The 21,672-nt window shown below is 60.4% G+C and carries 22 protein-coding genes; 13 read left to right on the forward strand and 9 right to left on the reverse strand.

Going from position 1 to position 21,672, the window contains the following annotated elements; translation table 11 throughout:
* Positions 1 to 43: 43 nt before the first annotated feature.
* From TK06_RS26500 to norR, 5 genes are all read right to left on the reverse strand, one after another.
* On the reverse strand, positions 44 to 1,015 hold the full coding sequence (locus TK06_RS26500; RefSeq protein ID WP_063324456.1) for a 2-hydroxyacid dehydrogenase: 972 nt from the start codon (positions 1,013 to 1,015) through the stop codon (positions 44 to 46).
* Between the two features lie 115 nt (positions 1,016 to 1,130).
* On the reverse strand, positions 1,131 to 1,880 hold the full coding sequence (locus TK06_RS26505) for a YkgJ family cysteine cluster protein (RefSeq protein ID WP_063324457.1): 750 nt from the start codon (positions 1,878 to 1,880) through the stop codon (positions 1,131 to 1,133).
* Positions 1,881 to 1,959: 79 nt separating this feature from the next.
* Positions 1,960 to 2,289, reverse strand: coding sequence for a hypothetical protein (locus tag TK06_RS26510; protein WP_063324458.1), 330 nt, complete (start codon positions 2,287 to 2,289; stop codon positions 1,960 to 1,962).
* A 94-nt stretch (positions 2,290 to 2,383) separates the two neighbouring features.
* Complete coding sequence (locus TK06_RS26515) at positions 2,384 to 3,286, reverse strand: chemotaxis protein CheV (protein ID WP_063324459.1); 903 nt, start codon at positions 3,284 to 3,286, stop codon at positions 2,384 to 2,386.
* A 271-nt stretch (positions 3,287 to 3,557) separates the two neighbouring features.
* Positions 3,558 to 5,114 carry a nitric oxide reductase transcriptional regulator NorR gene (gene norR / locus TK06_RS26520; RefSeq protein WP_063324460.1) on the reverse strand — a complete coding sequence of 519 codons (1,557 nt, stop codon included), beginning with the start codon at positions 5,112 to 5,114 and terminating at the stop codon, positions 3,558 to 3,560.
* Between the two features lie 152 nt (positions 5,115 to 5,266).
* Between norR and hmpA the strand changes: the two genes are divergently transcribed.
* The 9 genes from hmpA to TK06_RS26560 all read left to right on the forward strand — a co-directional run bounded on the left by hmpA (position 5,267) and on the right by TK06_RS26560 (position 13,419).
* The gene (gene hmpA, locus TK06_RS26525; RefSeq protein ID WP_063324461.1) at positions 5,267 to 6,448 is read left to right on the forward strand and encodes an NO-inducible flavohemoprotein; all 1,182 of its coding nucleotides are present in this window, start codon (positions 5,267 to 5,269) and stop codon (positions 6,446 to 6,448) included.
* Positions 6,449 to 6,757: 309 nt separating this feature from the next.
* On the forward strand, positions 6,758 to 7,267 hold the full coding sequence (locus TK06_RS26530) for a disulfide bond formation protein B (protein WP_033062546.1): 510 nt from the start codon (positions 6,758 to 6,760) through the stop codon (positions 7,265 to 7,267).
* Between the two features lie 93 nt (positions 7,268 to 7,360).
* A complete protein-coding gene (locus TK06_RS32495) occupies positions 7,361 to 7,708 on the forward strand; it encodes a hypothetical protein (RefSeq protein WP_153044852.1) in 348 nt (115 codons plus the stop codon).
* Between the two features lie 333 nt (positions 7,709 to 8,041).
* Positions 8,042 to 8,989: a ubiquinol oxidase subunit II gene (cyoA, locus tag TK06_RS26535; protein WP_057451773.1), complete on the forward strand. Its 948-nt coding sequence runs from the start codon at positions 8,042 to 8,044 to the stop codon at positions 8,987 to 8,989.
* Positions 8,990 to 8,992: 3 nt separating this feature from the next.
* On the forward strand, positions 8,993 to 11,023 hold the full coding sequence (cyoB, locus tag TK06_RS26540; protein ID WP_057451772.1) for a cytochrome o ubiquinol oxidase subunit I: 2,031 nt from the start codon (positions 8,993 to 8,995) through the stop codon (positions 11,021 to 11,023).
* Between the two features lie 3 nt (positions 11,024 to 11,026).
* Positions 11,027 to 11,653, forward strand: a complete 627-nt coding sequence (locus TK06_RS26545; RefSeq protein ID WP_063324462.1) for a cytochrome o ubiquinol oxidase subunit III — start codon at positions 11,027 to 11,029, stop codon at positions 11,651 to 11,653.
* Positions 11,654 to 11,989, forward strand: coding sequence for a cytochrome o ubiquinol oxidase subunit IV (gene cyoD, locus TK06_RS26550; protein WP_014340102.1), 336 nt, complete (start codon positions 11,654 to 11,656; stop codon positions 11,987 to 11,989). It begins immediately after the preceding gene.
* 11 nt (positions 11,990 to 12,000) lie between these two features.
* Positions 12,001 to 12,888 carry a heme o synthase gene (cyoE, locus tag TK06_RS26555; protein WP_063324463.1) on the forward strand — a complete coding sequence of 296 codons (888 nt, stop codon included), beginning with the start codon at positions 12,001 to 12,003 and terminating at the stop codon, positions 12,886 to 12,888.
* 216 nt (positions 12,889 to 13,104) lie between these two features.
* A complete protein-coding gene (locus tag TK06_RS26560; protein WP_063324464.1) occupies positions 13,105 to 13,419 on the forward strand; it encodes a helix-turn-helix domain-containing protein in 315 nt (104 codons plus the stop codon).
* 186 nt (positions 13,420 to 13,605) lie between these two features.
* On the opposite strand, the gene TK06_RS26565 is transcribed toward TK06_RS26560, so the two are convergent.
* The 3 genes from TK06_RS26565 to TK06_RS26575 form a co-directional block, all read right to left on the reverse strand.
* Positions 13,606 to 14,310 carry a hypothetical protein gene (locus TK06_RS26565; protein WP_063324465.1) on the reverse strand — a complete coding sequence of 235 codons (705 nt, stop codon included), beginning with the start codon at positions 14,308 to 14,310 and terminating at the stop codon, positions 13,606 to 13,608.
* Positions 14,311 to 14,414: 104 nt separating this feature from the next.
* Positions 14,415 to 15,428, reverse strand: a complete 1,014-nt coding sequence (locus TK06_RS26570; RefSeq protein WP_063324466.1) for a sensor domain-containing diguanylate cyclase — start codon at positions 15,426 to 15,428, stop codon at positions 14,415 to 14,417.
* Between the two features lie 250 nt (positions 15,429 to 15,678).
* Positions 15,679 to 16,581, reverse strand: a complete 903-nt coding sequence (locus tag TK06_RS26575; protein ID WP_063324467.1) for a LysR family transcriptional regulator — start codon at positions 16,579 to 16,581, stop codon at positions 15,679 to 15,681.
* A 99-nt stretch (positions 16,582 to 16,680) separates the two neighbouring features.
* Between TK06_RS26575 and TK06_RS26580 the strand changes: the two genes are divergently transcribed.
* A complete protein-coding gene (locus TK06_RS26580) occupies positions 16,681 to 17,856 on the forward strand; it encodes an aspartate aminotransferase family protein (protein WP_063324468.1) in 1,176 nt (391 codons plus the stop codon).
* Between the two features lie 152 nt (positions 17,857 to 18,008).
* Complete coding sequence (locus TK06_RS26585) at positions 18,009 to 18,746, forward strand: OmpA family protein (protein ID WP_063324469.1); 738 nt, start codon at positions 18,009 to 18,011, stop codon at positions 18,744 to 18,746.
* Between the two features lie 292 nt (positions 18,747 to 19,038).
* Here the strand turns inward: TK06_RS26585 and TK06_RS26590 are convergent, their stop codons facing one another.
* A complete protein-coding gene (locus TK06_RS26590) occupies positions 19,039 to 19,473 on the reverse strand; it encodes a YhcB family protein (protein WP_046063603.1) in 435 nt (144 codons plus the stop codon).
* Between the two features lie 147 nt (positions 19,474 to 19,620).
* Here TK06_RS26590 and TK06_RS26595 point away from each other — a divergent pair, with 147 nt between their 5' ends.
* Both TK06_RS26595 and TK06_RS26600 read left to right on the forward strand, forming a co-directional pair.
* A complete protein-coding gene (locus TK06_RS26595; RefSeq protein ID WP_063324470.1) occupies positions 19,621 to 20,250 on the forward strand; it encodes an alpha/beta hydrolase in 630 nt (209 codons plus the stop codon).
* Between the two features lie 24 nt (positions 20,251 to 20,274).
* Complete coding sequence (locus TK06_RS26600; RefSeq protein ID WP_063324471.1) at positions 20,275 to 21,630, forward strand: tryptophan--tRNA ligase; 1,356 nt, start codon at positions 20,275 to 20,277, stop codon at positions 21,628 to 21,630.
* Positions 21,631 to 21,672 lie beyond the last annotated feature (42 nt).

Here is a 21,672-nt window from a genome sequence, read left to right on the forward strand (position 1 = left end):
TCCCTCGCCACGGTGTGTTCCGCCGGGGACTTTTGCGGAAGGTTTACTTCCAGACTTGCGGGTTGACCAGGTTCTTTGGTCGCTCGCCCAACAAGGCACTGCGCAAGTTATCCACAGCCAGATTGGCCATGGCCTCACGGGTTTCGTGAGTCGCCGAGCCAATGTGGGGCAAGGTCACGGCGTTTTTCAGCTGGAATAGCGGCGATTCGGCCAATGGCTCTTTCTCGTAGACATCCAGCCCGGCACCGCGGATGCGGTTGTTCTGCAACGCTTCGATCAACGCGGGTTCGTCGACCACAGGGCCCCGGGAAATGTTGACCAGGATGGCGCTCGGTTTCATCAGGCCCAGTTCACGCTGGCCGATCAGGTGGCGGGTCTTCTCGCTCAACGGTACGACGAGGCAGACGAAGTCCGCTTCGGCCAGCAACTGATCCAATTCTCGAAACTGTGCGCCCAGTTGGTTTTCCAGTTCAGTCTTGCGACTGTTGCCGCTGTAGAGGATTGGCATGTTGAATCCAAGTCGGCCACGCCGGGCAATGGCCGCGCCGATATTGCCCATGCCGACGATACCCAGGGTCTTGCCATGTACATCGCTGCCGAACAGTTGCGGGCCGACTGTCGCCTGCCATTGGCCAGCCTTGGTCCAGGCGTCCAGCTCTGCCACGCGCCGGGCGCTGCTCATCAGCAGGGCGAAGGCCAGGTCGGCGGTACTTTCGGTGAGTACGTCGGGGGTGTTGGTGAGCATGATCCCACGTTCATTGAAGTAGGCCAGGTCATAGTTGTCGTAGCCCACCGACACGCTGGAGACCACTTGCAGGTTCGTGGCGCTCTGCAGTTGCTCGCGGCCGAGCTTGCGACCGACACCGATCAGCCCGTGGACGTGAGGCAAGGCTTCGTTGAACTGCGCGTTGATGTCGCCGTTCGACGGGTTGGGGACGATCACGTCGAAGTCCTGGCGCAGGCGTTCGATCATGGGGGGCGTGATACGGCTGAAGGCAAGTACGGTTTTTTTCATCGTGCAAGGCTCATCTGCAGGGAATACCAAGCACGCTAACATTCATGGCGCGGGTTAGGCGAGAGGGGAGAGTGTAATCGCAGCGCCGCCAGTCCTCTGGGGGATCTTTACAGACTCAGGCGGCTCGCAGGGAAATGAACGCGTAGGTGACCGGTGCTTCAGTGACCACCCGCGCGCCGCTGGCCGAGACCTGGTTGGCCACATCCTCGCCGGACAGGTGGAACTGCCATTCGCCAGGCGCTTGGTCCAACGGCCGAGAGCGGGCTTGATCGATGGCGGCGGCAAACGCAGCCATGTTCGGCAGGTAGGCCGTGAATCCGTCGCCCTTCAACGCCGTCGTGTGGATACCCAGGGACATGCAGATGCGTTCCTTGATCGCGATTTCCTCACGATCGGCCTGGCGTGAACGCTCGATCAACCGGGCCAGTTCCTGGTCCACCAATTCACCGCCAAGTATCAACTGCGGCCCCGTTCCCCACGACTCCGGTGGGCAATCCTTGGCGGCGGTATTGAGCGGGATGTGTGGGTTGATTTCCATGGGATAGATGCGGCACACCAAGGGTCTGCGCTCATAGATGCGGCACAGGTTTTCGTCGTCCAGATTATGGCAACGACCCACGTTATAAGCGGCGAACGTGATCGCCACCAGCGCGTCGCTCGTGCCGCTACGGACCACCGCCGAGCGTCGTTCTGCATGCTCGCGTTGCCCTGCCGGCAGGCCGAGGCCATTGGGCAGGAAGGCTTCCACCAGGACAATCACCTGGCCGCCGTCGTCCGCCCACATCCGGGCCTCGTCGAGGGTCAGGGGGACGTGGTGATCGGTGCAGCATTTGCCGCACCCTACACAGGAAAACGTTGTGTTCATTGATCGACCGAAGGCAATAGGCTGAAAGCAGCGCCGGAAAAACGCCGCGATAAGCCCTGCGAAGCAAGTTATGCGCCATTCATCGAGGGGCATCGGTCGAGCGGATCGAGTCCCATTCGGTGACGAAGGCGGTCCTGGTTTTCTTACGGTAGAGGCACAACTCGGTGCCGGTTGCGCCTTTCATGTGTTTCTGTGGGTATTGGCCTTGCAGCAACACAGCGGTGTAGCCCACCCGATCGTCGAATTGCGCGGCGGTGCCGACGGGTTCGGGGTCTTTAAGGCCGCTGGCCTTCAGGCAACTGGCGAGCACTTTTTTGTCGTAGGCGGCCCAGGCGTCGGGGCTGGAAGCCTGAGCCTGAAAGGTCATGGCGACAGTGAGGCCGAGGAGCATCAGCACAGAAGCTTTCATCAACAATGTCCTTGTTCAGGGGAACCAGGACAGGAGTATGCCTGAGGTCGGAACAGTGTTCAGAGGCCGCGAGAATCGCAGCCTCCCGGTGGGGTCAGCGCCCTTGTTCGGCGACGGCCTTGGCCGCGGTGATCAGGTACTTGGTCAATTCAGGCGACGAGAACTTGGTGAGCACCCCGTTTGCGCCGGCCAGTCGGGCTTTCTCACTGTTCATGGCGCTGTCGAGCGACGTGTGCAGCAACACGTAGAGGTGCGCGAAGTCCGGCGTTTCGCGCAGGGTCCGGGTGAGGGCGTAGCCGTCCATTTCCGACATTTCGATATCGGAAACGATCAGGTTGATCTCCTGCGCGGTGCCCTGCAGTTCCAGCAGGCAGTCGATGGCTTCCTTGGCGCTGCGGGCGGTGTGGCATTGCAGGCCCAGGTTGCGCAGGGTGTGTACCGATTGCTGCAGCGCGACCTGGCTGTCATCGACCACCAGGATCCGTGCGTTGCCCAGCACCTCGGCGTCTTCCATGCTCAGTTCGGTCGGCGCGGTTTCGATCTGCGCTGGCGCGATGCCGTGGATGACCTTTTCGATGTCCAGCACTTGCACCAGCGTGCCGTCCACCGAGGTCACGCCGGTGATGAACGAACGCACACCGCCGGAGCCGTAGGGCGGTGGTTTGATGTCGGTGGTCAGGCAATGCACGATCTTGCTCACGGCCTGCACATGCAAACCCTGTTTGGAGCGGCTCACGTCGGTGACGATCAGGCAGCCGCCGTCCGGATCTTCCAGCGGCCGCTCGCCAATGGCGCGGCTCAGGTCGATCACCGACAACGATGTCCCGCGCAGGGTGGCGATGCCTTTGACGTGCGGATGGGACTCCGGCAGTTTGGTCAACGGTGGGCAGGGAATGATTTCACTGACCTTGAGCAGGTTGATCGCCATCAGCTTGCCGCTGCGCAAGGTAAACAGCAGAAGCGAAAGTGAATCTGCGCGGGCTTTGTTGGAAGACATAAAAACCTTCTGTGGAAAAAGGTGGGGCGAGCATGCCGCTCGCCAAAACAGCTTTTGATATTGGGTTATCGACTTGTCGGGGGCAGGCTTTAGGATGAAAGCTGTCGATAACAGGGGGCGTTGTAACAAGATCCCGGTGGTGAGGCGTTTTTGTGGCGAGGGAGCTTGCTCCCGCTCGAGCGCGTAGCGGTCGCCAAATTCGACCTCCCACCGCGTCTGATGGGAGTGCTTCGCACTCCAGCGGGAGCAAGCTCCCTCGCCACAGGGCCGATCACTTCAGCCCCAACCGCCGGGCCATCCGCCCCAGGTTCGCCCGGTCCAGCCCGAGCTCCCGGGCGGCGCTGGCCCAGTTGTGTTGGTGACGCTCCAGGCAGGCAGCGATCAGCGTGCGCTGGAACTCGTCCACCGCTTCGCGCAAGTCCCCCGTTACGCCCTGCGCGGTCGACGCCGGGCTGATGGACGAAGGCGTGGGGTTGTCCACAGGCGCCTGGGGCAAATCCAGGTCCTGGGCGCTGAGGCTGAGGATTTTCGGGCGCGTCGCGCACCGGCCCAAGGCCTTCAAGGCGCTGCGGCCGATCAGGTGTTCCAGTTCGCGCACATTGCCTGGCCAGTCGTAGGCCAGCAGCGCGGCCTGGGCGTCGCCGGTCAGGCGCAGGCTGCCCAGGCCCATGCGCGAGCGGTTGTGCTCCAGGAAAAATCCGCTGAGCAGCAGCACATCACGTCCACGATCGCGCAGCGCCGGCACCTGGAGCGGGTACACACTCAAGCGATGGTAGAAGTCGGCCCGATAACGGCCGTTGCGCACTTCCTCGGCCAAGTCGCGATTGGTGGCCGCGATCAGGCGCACATCGACCCGGTGTTCCTTGTCCGAGCCCAGGCGTTGCAGTTGGCCGCTTTGCAGTACCCGCAACAACTTGGCCTGGACGGCCAGGGACAACTCGCCCACTTCGTCGAGAAACAAGGTGCCGCCGTCGGCCAGTTCGAACTTGCCGCGCCGGTCGTTCGTGGCCCCGGTGAAGGCGCCTCGTACATGGCCGAAGAGTTCACTTTCCACCAGGGTATCGGGCAGGGCGGCGCAATTGAGACTGATGAGTGGCTGCTCGGCACGTTCTGACGCGGCATGGATGGCCTGGGCGACCAGTTCCTTGCCCACGCCGGTTTCGCCGGTGATCAATACCGTCAGGTCGCTGCTGCCCACCAGCGTGATCTCTTCCACCAGGCGTTTGTGGGCCTTGCTCTGGCCGACCATGTCGCGAGGTTGCTGGCCGCTGGCCTGGCGATAGACCTCGGCGCGGCGGTGCTCGTCCTCGGCCTTCAGGGCCAGGCGCTCGATGCGCTCGGCGGCGCTGACCGTGGCGGCGGCGAGGCTGGCGAAGGCTTGTAGGGCACTCAGGTCGATGGGCTCGAAGCGCTCCGGATCCAGCGAATCCAGGGTCAGCAGGCCCCAGGGCCGCTCGTCGACGAACAGCGGGCAGCCCATGCAGTCGTGAACCTCCAGATGCTCGGCGAGCCCCTCGACCAACCCGTCGTATGGATCGGGCAGGCCGCTGTCGGCGGCGAAGCGGGTGGGCTGAGGGTTGGCCAGCAGCGCTTCGAAGCGCGGGTGTTCGCTGACCCGGAATCGCCGGCCCAGTGTATCGGTGCTCAGGCCATCCACGGCGAGCGGCACCAGGCAGTCGCCGTCCAGGCGCAACAACGCCGCCGCATCGCAGGGCAGCAGGGCTCGCAAGGTGCCGAGCAGGCGCCGATAACGTTCGCCTTCAGGCAGTTCGCGGGACAGATCGGCCACCAGTGGCAGCAGGGAGGTCAGCAGGGCGGTTGCGGTCATAATGACTCCATGTAGTCGTAACGACTATAAAACGACTTGTGTCAATATGACTACATTGTTTTTAAATGACTGATATTTAAGATAAAAATTTATGGCATGGAAACTGATAAGGCTTAGGTAACTGTTATCGATCATTCGCCAGGAGTCACCTTATGCTCAGTCAAGAAGAACGCGCCATCATTCGCTCCACCGTGCCATTGCTTGAAAGCGGTGGTGAAGCGCTGATCACTCACTTCTATCGCATGATGCTGTCCGAATACCCGCAAGTGCGCCCACTGTTCAATCAGGCTCACCAGGCCAGTGGCGATCAACCCCGTGCGCTGGCCAACGGCGTGTTGATGTATGCGCGGCACATTGACCAGCTCGACCAGTTGGGCGACCTGGTGGCGAAGATCGTCAACAAGCACGTTGCCTTGCAGATCCTGCCGGAACATTACCCGATTGTCGGTGCGTGCCTGCTGCGAGCCATTGCCGAGGTGTTGGGCGCAGAGATTGCCACGCCCGAGGTGATTGCGGCGTGGGGCGCTGCCTATAACCAATTGGCCGATATCCTGATCGGTGCCGAAGCCGGCATGTACGACAAGAAGGCCGAGGCGCCGGGCGGCTGGCGTGGCGAGCGTGAATTCATCCTGGCGGCCAAGGTCCAGGAAAGCTCGGAGATCACCTCGTTCTACTTCGAACCGGCGGACAAGGGCCCGATCCTGTTGGCCGAGCCGGGCCAGTACATCGGCATGAAGCTCATGCTCGATGGCGAGGAAGTACGCCGCAACTACTCATTGTCAGCCCTGGCGGACAACGGTCAATACCGTATCAGCGTCAAGCGCGAGCCGGGCGGGCGGGTGTCCAACCACCTGCATCATCATTTCGACGTCGGCAGCCGCATCCAGTTGTTCCCGCCGTCCGGGGATTTCTACCTGACTGCCAGCGACAAACCGCTGGTGCTGATCAGTGGCGGCGTCGGCATCACCCCGACCCTGGCCATGTTGCAGGCGGCGCTGCAAACCGAGCGGCCGGTGCATTTCATTCATTGCGCGCGCAACGGCCGTGCCCATGCTTTCCGCGACTGGATCGACGACCTGGCCAAGCGGCATCCGCAGCTCAAGCGTTTCTACTGCTACGACGAAGACGACGGCTTGAGCCCGGCGGCCGACAAGGTGGGGCTGCTGAGCCAGGAACAACTGGCGCAATGGCTGCCGCAGCAACGTGACGTGGACGCCTATTTCCTCGGCCCGAAGGGCTTCATGGGTGCCGTCAAGCGTCACCTCAAGGCCTTGGGCGTGCCGGAGCAGCAGAGCCGTTACGAATTCTTCGGCCCGGCGGCAGCGCTGGAATAAGGTCTCCACACCCGCCACAGATCCCTTGTGGGAGCGGGCTTGCTCGTGAAGACGGCGGCACATCCAACATTGATGCAAGCTGACCCATCGCTTTCGCGAGCAAGCCTGCTCGCGATGGCGACGGCAGGTCCATCCTTGTCCAGCTGCCAGAATTAATCCGCACTTAAGCTTCTTGCGGTCTATTCCCCTTCAATGTCGACGCCCGCTGCTCGTTCACTGTCATGGTCTGCGTGTAGACTTCGGGCATCCGACCGCGCGCCCGAATGTTGCCGTGCCGCGCGTCGATCCATGCAGACAAAGGGAAACGCAATGAGTGAGGAAATGATGCGGTTAGGGCGTGAGCGGCGCTATCTGGTGCTGCTGGGGCTGATCTGCCTGGCGCTGATTGGCGGTGCGCTGTATATGCAGGTGGCCCTCGGTGAGGCGCCGTGCCCGCTGTGTATCTTGCAACGCTATGCGCTGTTGCTGATCGCAATCTTCGCCTTCATCGGTGCCGCCATGCGCACCCGCCGCAGCCTGACGATCTTCGAAGGCCTGGTGGTGCTCAGCGCCCTGGCCGGTGCTGGTGTGGCAGGGCATCACGTGTACACCCAGTTCTTCCCGGCGGTCAGTTGCGGCATCGACGTGTTGCAACCGATTGTCGATGACCTGCCGTTGGCGAAGATCTTTCCGTTGGGATTCCAGGTCGACGGCTTTTGCTCCACCCCCTACCCACCGATCCTGGGGCTGTCCCTGGCACAGTGGGCACTGGTGGCCTTTGTGTTGACAGTGGTGCTGGTGCCGTTGCTGGTGTCACGTAACCGCAAACCGCTTCGCTGAAACGCCTCGATGAAACGCCCCGGTTCTCTTCTGGAGAGCCGGGGCGTTTTACGTTTCACGCTCAAGCCGGAGCGTCCTTGATCCGAGGCAAGAATGACCTGCGGCAATGTGCGACACGTTGTCACACATCTTGCGGCGCTCAGCCCTTGCGAGGGAGATAAAGCACGCTTTCCTGTAACAAAAAAATGTCTGGTTTCGCAATCAGGGTATCGCCTGCAGCAGGCATTTTTAACAGCGCCGCGTCAGGCGCCGCAGGCCCCGAAAACTGGGCGCTTGCCGGGCAAAAAACCTCTTGATGATCCTCTCGAGCTGTCTAAATCGGGCGTAGTAGGCCTACGTTTTTTGGGGTTCTTGTTGAGAATGAATTTCGATAACATGCTGGCTCGTTGCAATATCGGCAAGAGATTGTTGCCGGATCGGATAAAAATTATTTCGAGATGAGACATGGTCTACAGCGCGTCAGCTCACTACAATCGCCCGCACCGATTTTCCGACCCGGCTCAAGCTTGAGCACGAGAGTGGTCGAAGGGCGCCAGCGCCCCATGCGACCCCAGGTGTCGGTGCCTCCAACTACCCGCACCAAATGGAATTGGGCTTGAACTAGGCCTTTGACCAACGAATAAGAACTCACTGCTGGCCCAGGATGTGTCGAACTGCCGCTGACGTTCGACGGGCAGCCCTTATTCAATCCAAGAAAATGCCAACCCTTGGCAGGGTGAAGTGTTGGCGATCAAAACCCAACTGCATTGCGCAAGCTGCTTTAGAGGTCGTGAGATGAGTAAAAACAGGTACCCCCGATTACTAGGCTTGTTGCCGCTGCTCGGCACGTTGCTGCTGGGAGGCTGCAACATGACCTTGCTCGATCCCAAGGGCCAGGTCGGCCTGGATGAACGAAACCTGATCATCACCGCTACGCTGCTGATGTTGCTGGTCGTTGTGCCGGTCATCGTCATGACCTTCCTGTTCGCCTGGAAGTACCGCGCAACCAATACCAATGCCACCTACACGCCGAAGTGGTCGCACTCGACCAAGATCGAAGTGGCGGTGTGGACCATCCCGGTGCTGATCATCATTGCCCTGGGTTACATCACCTACAAGTCGACCCACGCCCTGGACCCCTATCGTCCGCTGGATTCGGACGTCAAGCCGATCACCATTGAAGTGGTCTCCATGGACTGGAAGTGGCTGTTCATCTACCCGGAACAAGGCATCGCCACGGTCAACAAGATCGTGTTCCCGGCCCACACGCCGATCAATTTCAAGGTCACTTCCGACACCGTGATGAACTCGTTCTTCATCCCGGGCCTGGGCGGCCAGATCTACGCGATGGCGGGCATGCAGACCAAGCTGCACCTGATCGCCAACCAGAACGCCGAACTCGACGGTATCTCCGCCAACTACAGCGGCGCGGGCTTTACCGGCATGAAGTTCAAAGCAATCGCCACGACCCAGGAAGATTTCGACGCCTGGGTCAACGATGTGAAGAAGGCACCTAAACAGCTTGAAAAAGCTGAATACGAAGCCCTTTCCAAGCCGAGCCAGAACAACCCAGTCGAACTCTACTCGTCGGTTACGCCGAACCTGTTCCAGACCATCATCGACAAGTATGAAGGGATGAATCCGGGCAAGCCGATGCACCACGAGAAGAACGAGAAGGAAGTGGCTCACAACATGGAAGGGATGGACATGAGCTCGCATTCAGCTGCCGGGGCAGAGGAGTAAACGATGTTTGGTAAATTAAGTTGGGAAGCGATCCCGTTCCACGAGCCGATTGTCATGGTGACCCTCGCCATCATCGCGCTCGGTGGTCTGGCATTGTTTGCAGGCATCACTTATTTCAAGAAGTGGACCTACCTGTGGACCGAGTGGCTGACCTCGGTCGACCACAAGAAAATCGGCGTGATGTACATCATTGTCGCCATGGTCATGCTGCTGCGTGGTTTTGCCGACGCCATCATGATGCGTACCCAGCTGGCCATGGCCACCGAGGGTTCGCCTGGCTACCTGCCGCCTGAACACTATGACCAGATCTTCACCGCCCACGGTGTGATCATGATCATCTTCATGGCGATGCCTTTCTTCACCGGCCTGATGAACCTCGCAGTGCCGCTGCAGATCGGCGCCCGTGACGTGGCCTTCCCGTTCCTGAACTCCTTGAGCTTCTGGTTGCTGGTGTCCGGCGTGGTGCTGATCAACCTGTCCCTGGGCGTTGGTGAGTTCGCCAAGACCGGTTGGGTGGCCTATCCGCCGCTGTCGGGCCTGCAATACAGCCCGGGCGTGGGGATGGATTATTACATCTGGGCGCTACAGCTATCCGGGTTGGGTACGACGCTGACGGGGGTCAACTTCCTGGCCACCGTGGTCAAAATGCGTACCCCGGGCATGAAGCTGATGGACATGCCGATCTTCACCTGGACCTGCACCTGGGCCAACGTGCTGATCGTCGCTTCCTTCCCGATCCTGACCGCTACCCTGGCCCTGCTGACGCTTGACCGCTACATGGATTTCCACATTTTCACCAATGAACTGGGTGGAAATCCGATGATGTACGTCAACCTGTTCTGGGCTTGGGGTCACCCCGAGGTGTACATCTTGATCCTGCCGGCGTTCGGCATTTTCTCCGAAGTCATCTCGACCTTCTCCGGCAAGAAACTGTTCGGCCACCACTCGATGATCTACGCTTCCGGCGCGATCTCGGTACTGGGCTTCATGGTCTGGCTGCACCACTTCTTCACCATGGGTTCGGGTGCCAGCGTCAACGCCTTCTTCGGCCTGGCGACGATGCTGATTTCGATCCCGACGGGGGTGAAGCTGTTCAACTGGCTGTTCACCATCTATCAGGGCCGTCTGCGTTTCACCAGCCACGTGATGTGGACCCTGGGCTTCATGGTGACCTTCGCCATCGGCGGCATGACCGGTGTATTGCTGGCCATCCCGGGTGCTGACTTCGTGCTGCACAACAGCCTGTTCGTGATCGCGCACTTCCACAACGTGATCATCGGCGGTGCGGTGTTCGGCTACATCGCCGGCTTCGCCTTCTACTTCCCGAAAGCCTTCGGCTTCAAGCTGCACGAAGGCTGGGGCAAGGCAGCGTTCTGGTTCTGGATCACCGGCTTCTTCGTCGCGTTCATGCCGCTCTATGTACTGGGCTTCATGGGCATGACCCGTCGCCTGAACACCACCACCAACCCTGAGTGGGTGCCGTACCTGTACGTCGCCATGTTCGGTGCGGTGATGATCGCTGTTGGTATCGCCTGCCAGCTGATCCAGTTGTATGTCAGCGTGCGCGATCGCAACAAGCCAGAGAACATGTGCGAACACGGCGATCCGTGGAATGCCCATACCCTGGAATGGTCGACCTCTTCGCCACCGCCGTTCTACAACTTCGCCGTGCTGCCAAAAGCAGACGTCATCGACCCGTTCACCGAAGCCAAGGAAAACGGTACCGCGTACCCGGTCCCGGCCAAGTACGAGCCGATCCACATGCCCAACAACACGGCTACCGGTGTGGTCATGGGCGCGCTGCTGACCGTGTTCGGTTTCGCGATGATCTGGCACATCTGGTGGCTGGCCATCGCCAGCCTGGTGGGCACCGTGGTGTATTTCGCTATCCATGCTGCCCGTGACGATCAGGGCTACATGGTGCCGGTGGATGTCATCGAGCGCATCGAAGCCGAGCAGCACAAACGTCTGGTAGCGGCCGGGAAAGTCCCAGCCACCGCCACCCGTGTTGAAACCTCGTTGGAACAGGCTTAAACCATGTCGAACTTAGTGACCACTGTTGGACACGCCCATGGTCATGACCATGGGCACGATGACCATCACCACGACTCGGGCGAGATGACCGTATTCGGTTTCTGGCTCTACCTGATGACCGACTGCATTCTGTTTGCGTCGATCTTCGCAGCGTACGCGGTGCTGGTTAACAACGTCGCCGGTGGCCCATCGGGCCACGACATCTTCGAACTGCCGTACGTACTGGGCGAAACCGCGCTGCTGCTGTTCAGCTCGATCACCTACGGCTTCGCCATGCTGGCGTTGTTCAAGGGCAAGAAAACCCAGGTACTGGGTTGGCTGGCCATGACCTTCCTGTTCGGTGCCGGCTTCATCGGCATGGAGATCAACGAGTTTCACATCCTGATCTCCGAAGGCTTCGGTCCTAGCCGCAGCGGTTTCCTGTCCGGGTTCTTCACCCTGGTCGGCACCCACGGCCTGCACGTGACCAGCGGCCTGATCTGGATGGCGATCATGATGTACCAGGTCCACAAAAACGGCCTGACCGCCACCAACAAGACGCGCCTGAGCTGCCTGAGCCTGTTCTGGCACTTCCTGGACGTGGTGTGGATCTGCGTATTCACCGTTGTTTATCTGATGGGGACCCTGTAAATGGCTAACGCACATTCCCATGATGGCCACGACGCCGGCCACGGCAGCGTCAAGTCCTACGCCATCGGTTTCATCCTGTCGGTGATCCTGACCGTCATTCCGTTCGGCCTGGTGATGTACCCGTCGCTGCCCAAGAGCCTGACCCTGTGGATCATCCTGATCTTCGCCGTGGTCCAGGTATTGGTGCACCTGGTGTACTTCCTGCACCTGGACCGCTCCGCCGCCCAACGTAACAACGTGGTCGCGTTTGTCTTTGCCGCGATCGTGATTGTCCTGCTGGTCGGCCTGTCGTTGTGGATCATGTTCAGCATCCACACCAACATGATGGCGCACTGAGGAAAGTCCGGATGTCCCTGAAGCACTTTATCCAAATCACCAAGCCGGGGATCATTTTCGGTAACGTGCTTTCTGTGGCAGGCGGGTTTTTCCTGGCCTCGAAAGGGCATGTCGATCTGGCCATCTTCCTGGCGGCGATGATCGGCACTTCCCTGGTGGTGGCGTCCGGTTGCGTGTTCAACAACTGCATCGACCGCGATATCGACATCAAGATGGAGCGCACCAAGAATCGGGCGCTGGTCCAAGGCCTGATTCCGGTGCAACTGGCCCTGGCATTCGCCACGGTGCTGGGCGTGGCCGGTGTGGCGCTGTTGTACTGGGTGGCCAATCCGTTGGCGGCGCTGTTCGCGGTGATCGGTTTTGTCATCTACGTCGGCCTCTACAGCCTGTACCTCAAGCGCAAGTCGGTCCACGGCACGCTGGTGGGCAGCCTGTCGGGGGCGATGCCGCCGGTGATCGGCTACGTGGCGGTGAGCAACAGCTTCGACATGGCGGCGCTGACGCTGCTGGTGATGTTCAGCCTGTGGCAGATGCCGCATTCCTATGCCATCGCGATCTTCCGCTTCAACGACTACCTGGCAGCGTCGATTCCGGTGTTGCCGGTCAAGCGCGGTATCCTGGTAGCCAAGAAGCACATCCTGCTCTACATCCTGGCCTTCCTCGTGGCGACCTTGATGCTGACTTTCAGCGGTTACGCCGGCATGAGTTACCTCGCCGTCGCCGCCGCCATGGGCATGTACTGGCTGTACATGGCCTGGACCGGCTACAAGGCGGTGGATGACACGGTCTGGGCACGCAAGCTGTTCGTGTTCTCGATCTTCACCATCACCGCCCTGAGCGTCATGATGTCCCTGGACTTCAAAGTGCCGAGTGAGCTGCTGCTGACGTACGCGCCTTAAGCTTCAGAAGCTGCACGAAAAGCCCCGCCTTCGAGAGAAGCGCGGGGTTTTTTCATGGGGCGCTGTTCCTGGACAGCGTGGCATGTCATCTGAAGCAAAAAAACTTGGTTGTTTAACTGTAAGCAATTTGCCTATAGTTTTTGGCATGCGAATCCTATTTATTGAAACGTCTTTGTTCGAGTGAATAGGAGCTGAGTTGAAAGTGCGAGGTACCTTATGAAAAAACGTGATCTGTTTGCCGAGATGATGCAAGGCGTCGAGGAGATGGCTGCTCACCGTGAGGGCAAGATTACCCTTCGCCAGATATCGATCGAAGACAAACCGGTTCCCGAGGTGTCGGCGCAAGAAATCGTAGCGTTGCGCGACAAGCTCCATATGTCTCAGGCCGTTTTTGCCAAGAGCATCAGGACCAGTCCTGGCACCCTTCGGAACTGGGAGCAGGAGAAGTCCAAACCCAATGCCCAGGCGGCTCTTCTGATCAGGCTGGTCGAGAAGTTTCCAGACATGGTTGAGCGGCTCGGAGCGGTTTGAGACGATCTCTTCATCCCCATGAAAAAGCCCCGCCTTTGAGAGAAGAGCGGGGCTTTTTCATGGGCGTTGCCTGGACGCTCTGCGTGGGAATGCAGCCAGGGACGCTCTGCGTCCCAAGAAGCCGAACGCGGAGCGTCCGAGGAGGCATTCCCACGCGGAGCGTAGGAACGATCGTTGGGCGATGGCTTATTGCTGGGCGATGCTGTAGCCGTCGAATGCCTTTTGCTGTTGCAAGGCGGTGACGATGCTTTTGCGGGTGGCCTGTTGTTCGGTGCCGTCATTGTCCAGGAAGGTTTCGCTTTCCAGCTCGGCTTCGTCGCCTTCGCCTACGAAGTTGAAGCCCAGGAACTCGAAGGCCTCGCGGTCGACGTTCGGCTTGGAGCGTGGTGTGCGCAGGGGCAGGGTGACGCTGATGCCGTCCTTGCTGATGACAAACACTTCGGCTTCTTTCTTGGCCCGCGAGGCCTTGCCCTTGCTGCCGCTCGGATTGCTGATGGCCTGATGGGTCTGGTTCAGTACTTTCAGGGCCAGGCCGTAGACCAGTTCCTGAAACGACGGGTCGTCCTTGTAGCTGGAGAGGATACGGCTGATGGGGAAGCGGCTGCTCAGGTCTTCCAGGGCCGCGAAATCGGCGGCTTCGGCGTCTTTGAGTTGTTTGAGCTGGCCCATCAGTTCGTAGGCCTTGTCGTCGTCGAACGCATCGTGAGCCTGGCGGATGGCGTTGCGCAGTTCGCGGATCTGGTCGCTTTCGCGATTCGACTGGAACGCATCGAGGACCATCTCACTGATGTTTTTGGCCTGGGGCAGATGCTGTGAAAGATTGATGGAGTTTTCGTATTCCGCTTTGGACGACAGGGTGACTACGGATTCAGCGGTGTTGGAATCGGACATTGAAATTTCACTACTTCTGTTAGCGGGATGAGGCGAGAAAGGCATTGAGCTTTTTTCCGGTCGCCTAATCTATTGGACGCGGGCGGTGTTGTCACGGTCGGACCTCATTCACAAATCACATTCTTGCCCGACATTTTGGAGCGATACAGCGCCTGATCCGCCCGGTGCAGCAACGTCGCGTGCTGTTCATTCTCGAGTCGCTGCACCACGCCAAAACTCATGGTGATCTGGAAGTCGCCCACCGGCAACAGGTCGGACAGACCCCGGCGAATGCTTTCCGCCAGCAGGCGGGCGTCGGCCAGGGTGGTATTGGGCAAGATCATGATGAATTCGTCACCGCCCCAGCGCACCAGCAAATCGCCGTCGCGCTGGCAACGCTTGACGCTTTGCACCACTTGCACCAGCGCTGCGTCGCCAAAGGCGTGGCCGTAGCGGTCGTTGATGTCCTTGAAATCATCCACGTCCATGGCGATCAGCGACAACGGCTCGCGGAAACGCTGTGCCCGCTCACAGGCCAGCGGCAGTGCCTGCTCCAGGCGATAACGGTTGGCGACCCGCGTCAGGGCATCGGTTTCGGCAAGCCGGCGATTCTCGTCGAGCTGGATCTGCAACTGATGGTTGACCCGGGACAGTTCGCGGGTGCGTTCTTCGATGATGGCTTCCAGGGATTTGTTACGCTGTTCCAGTTGTTCGAACAGACGCTTTTTGTCGTCGATACTGCGATGGGCGCCGATCATGCGCGCCACCGTGCCGTCCGGATTACGGGCGATCACGTAGCCGCGATCCTCGATCCAGATGTAGGTCCCATCGCGCGTGCGGCAGCGGTATTCGGCCTGGTAACCGTGGGATCGTTGTTCCAGGTAGTCGTCGAACAACGCCATGACCCGTGGATAGTCATCCGGGTGAATCACGCTCTCCCAAGTCAGCACGTTGTTGTCCAGTGAATGAGGCAGGTAGCCAAGCATCGTGTACCAGCCGGGGTTGCGGTAGACGAAGCCGGTGCTGGCATTCCAGTCCCAGATGCCATCGCTGACCAGTTCCAGGATGGTGTGCAGTACGCCTTCGTCCAGATCGGACAGGTCGAACCGCAGCATATCGATGTTCGAGGCGTCTCCCATCGTCGTTTCCCCATCGGCCTTGATATCAAAATGCTCGTCCAAGGAGGAAGAGTAGCTGATGGGGGGGTGGGGAACTAGCGGCGGATGTTCAGACGGGGTTTGCTTTTGTGGCGAGGGGATTTATCCCCGTTGGGGCGCGTAGCGGCCCCCAAAGTCCTCGAACCCGACATCACTTGCGATGTGAACCGACAGTCTTGGGGTTGCTGCGCAACCCAGCGGGGATAAATCCCCTCGCCACAGCATCATTGGGTTAGGGTTTGCCCCATTTCTCCAGTGCGAACTCGACAAAACTGCGCAGTTTCGGCAAACGGTAGCGGTCCTGCGCGTACATCAGGCTCATTGGGCGATGGGGCAACTGATAGTCCTGCAACAACGCCACCAGGTGACCATCCTTCAGGTCCTGGGCCACCAGCGCATCGGGCAGCATCACCACGCCCATCCCGGCCAAGGCGGCGCGATGCAGGCCCGAGGAGCTGTTGATCAGCATCGGTCCGTTTACCGGGACCTTGATCTCGCCGTCCGGGCCGTTGATGGGCCAGTGTTCCTGGGCGAAGCGCCATTCGTCTGCTGCCGAATAGGCGAACGACAGGCAGTCGTGTCGTTGCAGGTCCGCCGGTTGTTCCGGCGTGCCGCGCCGGGCCAGGTAGGCAGGGGAGGCGCAGATGGTCAGGGTGTAGTCCACCAACGGACGGGCAATCAGTTTCGGGTCGGGATGGCCGAGGCGAATGGCGACATCGAATCCATGTTCGAGCAGGTCCAGCCGCTGATTGGTCAGCATCACGTCGAGCTTGACCTGGGGGAAGCGCTGGCTGAATTCGGCCAGCGCCGGCGATAGGCGTTCGGTACCAAAGGTCAGCGGCGCGGTGATGCGCAGGGTGCCGCTGGGCTCGCCTTGGGTCTGTTCGGCCAGGCGCTCGGAATCGGCCACCAGCCCCAGCACTTCCAGGCAACGTTGGTAGTAGGTCGAGCCAAACTCAGTCAGGCGCTGGCGCCGCGTCGTACGGTTGATCAGGCGTACGCCGAGACGTTGCTCCAGTGCACGAAGATGATTACCCACCATGGTGGTGGACATTTCGCACGCCTGGGCCGCCGCCGTCAGGCTTCCGGTTTCTACTACCTTCACGTAAACGGTCATTGCTTGGAACAAGTCCATTATCAAGCTCGGCTTTTAAATGATTGAAGTAAAGCAGCGTTTATCCAGCCTTGGTGGCTAACCATACTGGAAAAAACCAACCCAATGGAGCTTGATGCCATGACCGCTGCCTGCCTGATGACCACTTACCAACCCCTGGCGCTGAGTTTCACCCATGGTTTGGGTACGCGCCTGTGGGACCAGGATGGCCGCGAGTACCTCGATGCGGTGGCGGGCGTGGCGGTGACCAATGTCGGCCATTCCCACCCACGGTTGGTGGCCGCCATCAGCGAGCAGGCCGGCCTGCTGTTGCACACGTCGAATCTGTACAGCATCGATTGGCAACAACGCCTGGCGCAAAAGCTCACCCAGCTGTCTGGGCTGGAGCGGGCGTTCTTCAACAACTCAGGCGCCGAGGCCAACGAAACCGCATTGAAACTGGCGCGCCTCTATGGTTGGCATAAAGGCATTGAGCAGCCGTTGGTAGTGGTCATGGACAATGCGTTCCACGGGCGCACCTTGGGCACGATGTGCGCCAGTGACGGCCCGTCCGTGCGGCTTGGTTTCAATCGGTTGCCGGGGGATTTCATCAAGGTGCCGTTCGGCGATCTGGCGGCGTTGGAAGCGATCCAGCAAGCCCATGCCGAGCGCATCGTCGCAGTACTGGTAGAACCGATCCAGGGCGAAAGCGGTGTGCAACTCGCACCGCCGGGCTATCTCAAGGCCTTGCGTGAACTGTGCAGCCGGCGCGCCTGGTTGTTGATGCTCGACGAGATCCAGACCGGCATCGGTCGCACTGGCCAATGGTTCGCGTTCCAGCACGAGGGCATCGTGCCGGACGTCATGACCCTCGCCAAAGGCCTGGGCAATGGCGTACCCATTGGTGCCTGCCTGGCGAGGGGCAAGGCTGCCGAGCTGTTTACCCCTGGCAGCCATGGCAGCACCTTTGGCGGTAATCCGCTGGCCTGTCGAGTCGGCTGCACGGTGCTGGAGATCATCGAGCAACAAGCGCTGGTGGACAACGCCAGGCACCAGGGCGACCAGTTGCTGGGCCGGCTGCGCATCGAGTTGGCGGACAACCCGAATGTCTTGGCGATCCGCGGCCAGGGGTTGATGATCGGCATCGAACTCAAGCAACCGGTCCGCGACCTGGCCCTTCGCGCCGCCCGGGATCACGGCCTGCTGATCAATATCACTCGGGGCCAGACCATACGCCTGCTGCCGCCGTTGACGATCGATGGGCGGGAAGTGGAGATGATTGTCAGGGGCGTGAGCCGCTGTCTGGCGCAGGGGTGAGGGGCGCTCGCCGGGGTGCCGGTTTTTTATCGGTCAGCCGGGCGAAGCGCAACGCAGCGCGACGGAATTTTTAACGATTGCCGTGTTCCAACGCCTGCCAGAGTCGATTGCCTACACTTTGGCATTCAGACTGAAAACCCAGGAGCATCTTCATGTTCACCTCGCGTCGCTTGATCGTTGTCGCTACTGCTGTGGCCTTGTTGTCCGGCTGTGCGTCGCCTAACCCCTATGACAATCAGGGCCAGGCCTCTACCGAATCTTCGGGCATGAGCAAAACCGCCAAGTATGGCGGCCTCGGTGCACTGGCGGGGGCGTTGGCCGGTGCGGCCATCGGTCACGATAACCGTGGCAAGGGCGCGTTGATCGGTGCAGCGGTGGTGGGGGCTTCCGCGGCCGGTTACGGCTACTACGCCGACCAGCAGGAAAAGAAGCTGCGCGCCAGCATGGCCAATACCGGCGTTGAAGTGCAGCGCCAGGGCGACCAGATCAAGCTGATCATGCCGGGTAACATCACCTTCGCCACCGACTCGGCGAACATCGCGTCCAGCTTCTACCAGCCGCTGAATAACCTGGCCAACTCCCTCAAGGAGTTCAACCAGAACCAGATCGAAATCGTCGGCTACACCGACAGCACCGGCAGCCGCCAGCACAACATGGACCTGTCCCAGCGTCGTGCGCAGAGCGTGGCGACCTACCTGACGTCCCAGGGCGTGAGCGGTGCCAACCTGTCGGCCCGTGGCGCCGGCCCGGACAACCCGGTGGCCAGCAACGCCGACGTCAATGGCCGTGCGCAGAACCGTCGTGTCGAGGTCAACCTCAAGGCGATTCCGGGCCAGCAATATCAGGAGGCGCCGCAGCAGCAGGGGCAGACTTACCAGCAGTACCCTTGATCGCTGGGCAGTAAATGAAACGGGGGCCATGCAGACATGGTCCCCGTTTTTTTTATGGCTGCCATTTCCCTTGAGTTGACACCAAACCCTGTGGTGAGGGGATTTATCCCCGCTGGGCTGCGAAGCAGCCCCAAGATCATTCGCCTCGGTCTCCCAGGCACACCGCGTTCGCTGATTTGGGACTGCTGCGCAGTCCAGCGGGAGCAAGCTCCCTCGCCACAACGGATCTGAAACCCATAAAAAAGCCCGCCCGATCACATGATCGGGCGGGCTTTTGGTTGTTGCTTGGCGATTACTTCTTCAAACCGTAATGCTCATCGAGCATGCCGGGCGAATTCGGGGCCTTGGGGGCGTAGTCCCGGGGCGGTTCCTGATCCTTTGGCGGGGTCAGGCGTTCCCGTGGAGCCTGCGCCGAATCGGCGTGCAGGGCAGCCAGCAGGCGTTGGCGAGTCTGCTCGTCCAGGGCCAGGCGATTGGCACCCTCGGACAAGTGATCCTGGACTTCCTGGTAGCTCTGGGTGAGTTTTTTCACCAGGGACGCGGTGCTGTTGAAGTGAGTGACCACTTCATTCTGATAACTGTCGAAACGTTCCTGGATGTCGTCCAGCTGACGTTGCGTGCTGTTGGGCACCGCGTTGGGCAGCAGTCGGGCAAGCAGGAATCCAATGGCGACACCGGCAACCAGGGCAAGAGTCGGCAACAACCAAACTAAGAGCGAGTGTTCCACGAGTCCTTCCTCTATAAACGGCTTTGCTTTACGTTAACGGCTCGGACCTGCGCTGTATACCGCGAAGAACATCGCAATCATGCCAGGCACAGACTTTAGCTAGACGAGTCGACCCTATTCGAGGTCACGGAGTTCTTTCCCTTGCTTATGCGCGAAACCCCTGTAGTCATCGATGGCCCGGTGGGCCAACTGGAAGCCTTGTACCTGGACAGCGAGGCTCCCCGTGGCCTGGCGCTGATCTGCCACCCGAACCCGGTGCAGGGTGGGACCATGCTCAACAAAGTGGTCTCGACCCTGCAACGCACTGCCCGCGATGCTGGCCTGGTTACGTTGCGTTTCAATTATCGTGGCGTAGGTGCCAGTGCCGGCAATCATGACATGGGCACCGGAGAAGTGGACGACGCCCAGGCTGTCGCGCAATGGCTGCGGGAAAAATACCCGCAATTGCCCCTGACACTGTTCGGCTTTTCCTTCGGTGGCTTCGTCGCCGCCAGCCTGGGCGGGCGCCTGGAAGCCCAGGGTCAGCCGGTCAAGCACCTGTTCATGGTGGCCCCGGCGGTGATGCGCCTGGACGAGCAGTCGCCCTTACCGATGAGCGGCCAGTTGACCGTGATCCAGCCGGAAACCGACGAAGTGGTCGATCCGCAATTGGTTTACGAATGGTCCGACACGCTCCAACGTCCCCATGAGCTGCTGAAAGTGGCAGAATGCGGACACTTTTTTCATGGCAAGCTGACCGATCTCAAGGATCTGATCCTGCCGCGCCTCTCGAATTGACAGCAGTCTGACAAGCGATAACCCATGACGACGCGTACCCGTATTCTGACCGGCATCACCACCACCGGCACCCCACACCTGGGCAACTATGCCGGCGCCATCCGTCCGGCGATCCTCGCCAGCCGAGACAGCAACGCCGATTCGTTCTACTTCCTGGCTGACTACCACGCCCTGATCAAGTGCGATGACCCGCTGCGTATCCAGCGTTCGCGCCTGGAAATCGCCGCTACGTGGCTGGCCGGTGGCCTGGATGTGGACCGCGTGACGTTCTATCGCCAGTCCGATATTCCCGAGATTCCGGAGCTGACCTGGCTGCTGACCTGTGTCGCCGCCAAGGGCTTGCTCAACCGTGCCCACGCCTACAAGGCGTCGGTGGACAAGAACGTCGAGGCCGGCGAAGACCCGGACGCTGGCATCACCATGGGGCTGTACAGCTACCCGGTGTTGATGGCCGCCGACATCCTGATGTTCAACGCCCACAAGGTGCCGGTCGGTCGCGACCAGATCCAGCACGTGGAAATGGCCCGCGACATCGGCCAGCGCTTCAACCACCTGTTCGGCCAGGGCAAGGAGTTCTTCACCATGCCCGAGGCGCTGATCGAAGAAAGCGTCGCCACGCTGCCGGGCCTCGATGGCCGCAAGATGTCCAAGAGCTACGACAACACTATCCCGTTGTTCAGCAGCGCCAAGGACATGAAGGACGCGATCTCGCGGATCGTCACCGACTCGCGTGCCCCGGGCGAAGCCAAGGATCCGGACAATTCGCATCTGTTCACCCTGTTCCAGGCTTTCGCCACTGCCGAACAGTCCGCCGAGTTCCGCAACGAACTGCTGCAGGGCCTGGGTTGGGGCGAAGCCAAGAACCGCCTGTTCCAGTTGCTCGACAGCGAGCTGGGTGAAGCGCGCGAGCGCTATCACCAGTTCATCGAGCGCCCATCGGACCTTGAAGACATCCTGCAACTGGGCGCGAAAAAAGCCCGGGCCGTGGCAACGCCGTTCCTCAACGAACTGCGCGAGGCCGTTGGCCTGCGTTCGTTTGTCAGCCAGGTCCAGGTGGCCGCCAGCACCAAGAAGAAAGCCGCCAAGACAGCACGCTTCGTCAGTTTTCGCGAAGACGACGGCAGTTTCCGCTTCCGACTGCTGTCCGCCGACGGCGAGCAACTGTTGCTGTCGAACCATTTTGCCGACGGCAAGACCGCGGGGCAGGTGACCAAGCAATTGCAGTCCGGCCAGCCCTTGGATGTACGCAGCGACGACCTGGGTTTCAGCGTCTGGCTCGACGGCGAGTGCGTGGCGAATAGCCCGGCTTTTGCTGACAGCGCCGCGCGGGATGCCGCCGTCGATGCGCTGCGTGTTGCCTTGACGCCTGCCCAGGACTGATCCGGCACGTCATCCGACCATCGGCCCGAGTAAGGGCCGATT

The organism is Pseudomonas fluorescens, assembly GCF_001623525.1.
Classification (GTDB): domain Bacteria; phylum Pseudomonadota; class Gammaproteobacteria; order Pseudomonadales; family Pseudomonadaceae; genus Aquipseudomonas; species Aquipseudomonas fluorescens_Q.

Excerpts from the sequence above, each read along its gene's own strand:
- TK06_RS26500 (WP_063324456.1), bottom strand. The coding sequence starts at position 1,015 with ATGAAAAAAACCGTACTTGCCTTCAGCCGTATCACGCCCCCCATGATC.
- TK06_RS26505 (WP_063324457.1), bottom strand. The coding sequence starts at position 1,880 with ATGAACACAACGTTTTCCTGTGTAGGGTGCGGCAAATGCTGCACCGAT.
- TK06_RS26510 (WP_063324458.1), bottom strand. The coding sequence starts at position 2,289 with ATGAAAGCTTCTGTGCTGATGCTCCTCGGCCTCACTGTCGCCATGACC.
- TK06_RS26515 (WP_063324459.1), bottom strand. The coding sequence starts at position 3,286 with ATGTCTTCCAACAAAGCCCGCGCAGATTCACTTTCGCTTCTGCTGTTT.
- norR (WP_063324460.1), bottom strand. The coding sequence starts at position 5,114 with ATGACCGCAACCGCCCTGCTGACCTCCCTGCTGCCACTGGTGGCCGAT.
- hmpA (WP_063324461.1), top strand. The coding sequence starts at position 5,267 with ATGCTCAGTCAAGAAGAACGCGCCATCATTCGCTCCACCGTGCCATTG.
- TK06_RS26530 (WP_033062546.1), top strand. The coding sequence starts at position 6,758 with ATGAGTGAGGAAATGATGCGGTTAGGGCGTGAGCGGCGCTATCTGGTG.
- TK06_RS32495 (WP_153044852.1), top strand. The coding sequence starts at position 7,361 with ATGACCTGCGGCAATGTGCGACACGTTGTCACACATCTTGCGGCGCTC.
- cyoA (WP_057451773.1), top strand. The coding sequence starts at position 8,042 with ATGAGTAAAAACAGGTACCCCCGATTACTAGGCTTGTTGCCGCTGCTC.
- cyoB (WP_057451772.1), top strand. The coding sequence starts at position 8,993 with ATGTTTGGTAAATTAAGTTGGGAAGCGATCCCGTTCCACGAGCCGATT.
- TK06_RS26545 (WP_063324462.1), top strand. The coding sequence starts at position 11,027 with ATGTCGAACTTAGTGACCACTGTTGGACACGCCCATGGTCATGACCAT.
- cyoD (WP_014340102.1), top strand. The coding sequence starts at position 11,654 with ATGGCTAACGCACATTCCCATGATGGCCACGACGCCGGCCACGGCAGC.
- cyoE (WP_063324463.1), top strand. The coding sequence starts at position 12,001 with ATGTCCCTGAAGCACTTTATCCAAATCACCAAGCCGGGGATCATTTTC.
- TK06_RS26560 (WP_063324464.1), top strand. The coding sequence starts at position 13,105 with ATGAAAAAACGTGATCTGTTTGCCGAGATGATGCAAGGCGTCGAGGAG.
- TK06_RS26565 (WP_063324465.1), bottom strand. The coding sequence starts at position 14,310 with ATGTCCGATTCCAACACCGCTGAATCCGTAGTCACCCTGTCGTCCAAA.
- TK06_RS26570 (WP_063324466.1), bottom strand. The coding sequence starts at position 15,428 with ATGGGAGACGCCTCGAACATCGATATGCTGCGGTTCGACCTGTCCGAT.
- TK06_RS26575 (WP_063324467.1), bottom strand. The coding sequence starts at position 16,581 with ATGGACTTGTTCCAAGCAATGACCGTTTACGTGAAGGTAGTAGAAACC.
- TK06_RS26580 (WP_063324468.1), top strand. The coding sequence starts at position 16,681 with ATGACCGCTGCCTGCCTGATGACCACTTACCAACCCCTGGCGCTGAGT.
- TK06_RS26585 (WP_063324469.1), top strand. The coding sequence starts at position 18,009 with ATGTTCACCTCGCGTCGCTTGATCGTTGTCGCTACTGCTGTGGCCTTG.
- TK06_RS26595 (WP_063324470.1), top strand. The coding sequence starts at position 19,621 with ATGCGCGAAACCCCTGTAGTCATCGATGGCCCGGTGGGCCAACTGGAA.
- TK06_RS26600 (WP_063324471.1), top strand. The coding sequence starts at position 20,275 with ATGACGACGCGTACCCGTATTCTGACCGGCATCACCACCACCGGCACC.